At 35.5% G+C, this 1,554-nt stretch carries 2 protein-coding genes; one reads left to right on the forward strand and one right to left on the reverse strand.

Features of this window, described 5'->3' with window-relative positions:
* The coding region (locus H5202_RS22300) for a DUF4124 domain-containing protein (RefSeq protein ID WP_182773951.1) at nucleotides 1-219 on the reverse strand (219 nt) is incomplete at its 3' end.
* Between the two features lie 715 nt (nucleotides 220-934).
* On the opposite strand from H5202_RS22300, the gene H5202_RS22305 reads away from it, so the two are divergent.
* Nucleotides 935-1,084 carry a hypothetical protein gene (locus H5202_RS22305; protein WP_182773952.1) on the forward strand — a complete coding sequence of 50 codons (150 nt, stop codon included), beginning with the start codon at nucleotides 935-937 and terminating at the stop codon, nucleotides 1,082-1,084.
* The last annotated feature ends 470 nt before the right edge of the window (nucleotides 1,085-1,554 follow it).

Here is a 1,554-nt window from a genome sequence, read left to right on the forward strand (position 1 = left end):
TTCCACGTTAACTGAGGTTTTTTTTTGTGGTGTGTAAGTGCCAATTTTAGCTGGCTCCATATCCTCACTATATATCTTGCGGGCATCAACATTTAAGGGTTGTTGCTGACTGTAATGTACAACCCCAGCATCATCAACCCAAGTGTAAATCGTTCCAGCTAGTAATGATGTGCTAAAAACTACAGCGGCTAAACCAATAACTAAACGCATAATTCCCATTAGAGTATCCCAGAGCTAAATGACGCAATGCTTGAATGAATCAAAAAATGTTATTTTTGAGTATAAATTAAACATTTAAAACAATAGTGTCTAAAGTGTATGCAAAAAATACATAATCACCCAGTAATAAATAAAGGTATTTTCCTATTAGATAACTTTTATAGCCGAAACTGGATTATTTTCAAGCTTTTATGCAGTATTTTCATCAGTAAACATTCACTTCAAATCAAGTGTAGTTACTACCTTTATTGCAATATTCTGTGATGCCTGATTCTTGAGAATGACTGATACACAAAGTAATTATTGGTAAAATTTAATAGCTTGGCCCAAATTGTTATCTTACCCTAGATTCATTCATCCTGGAGCATAACTCGGAATGACAAACTTGATATTACAAAGAGCCAGTTTTTGTCATCTTGGCCGATTACCCAGATCAACTAGTCGATGTTGATTCTGGTTAGCTAACGCAACATTATTACTAATAGAGTTTAGAATGGATTTAAACATGATAAAAATCTTTCAGATGACAATTACCTCGTTACTTTGATTTCTGCATTAAGTGGAACTTTCATTTACATGTGGTCCTTAAAACTCTTTCAAGGAAGTGAATTGGCGTTTCGATCGAATGCTTTTGTTTGTTGATATAGTTATATCAGCGCAATGAACACCAGTCATACCAAAAGAAGACAAAAAGAGTGCTCAACAGTGGCGATAAATGAATAAACAAGGAATGCAGCAAAACTTAATGATAAATATCGTTCATATTACTAAACGCACTAATGACAATAGCGAGAAAGCGAAACAGTGTTATTTTTATAATAGCACTTCACGAATTGAGTTAAGTGCTATTAAAGTCGGTTCGTAGAGGCTACTGCCAATCAGCTATCTGGACAACATCATCATTTAATCTTTCGTTATCTATCGTATTCTTCAATTTCTTACTTTAATTGTTACCCAGATTTGCATTCTGTTAATGCACGCTTGATATTAATGGATGTTAATTTGAGTAGAAATCAACCTTTGTGTATGTGTTTTGTACCGCTGTGTTTGAATAATCGTCAGTTGATTGATTTTTTACTAAAAGCCTTAAAAAAGGGGTTGCGCTAAATCGTGTGGTGCCTATAATGCGCATCCACTGACACGGCAGACAGCGCAAGCGGTTACTGAGTCAGGTTGAATTAAGTGCTTCAAAACACTGAGTTCAAGGCGCAAAGAAAGTTTGAAAAAACACTTGACGCTGACACGGGAAAGCGTAGAATACGCACCCCAAGCCAACGACCTAGCGTCTTATGGTGATGTCTGAAAAATTGATATCAACGCTCTTTAACAATCTAA

Origin of the sequence: Shewanella sp. SG41-4 (assembly GCF_014164505.1) — a bacterium.
GTDB lineage: Bacteria > Pseudomonadota > Gammaproteobacteria > Enterobacterales > Shewanellaceae > Shewanella.

Bases quoted from the DNA above. Each gene is read 5' to 3' on its own strand.
- H5202_RS22305 (WP_182773952.1), top strand. From the start codon at position 935: ATGAATAAACAAGGAATGCAGCAAAACTTAATGATAAATATCGTTCAT.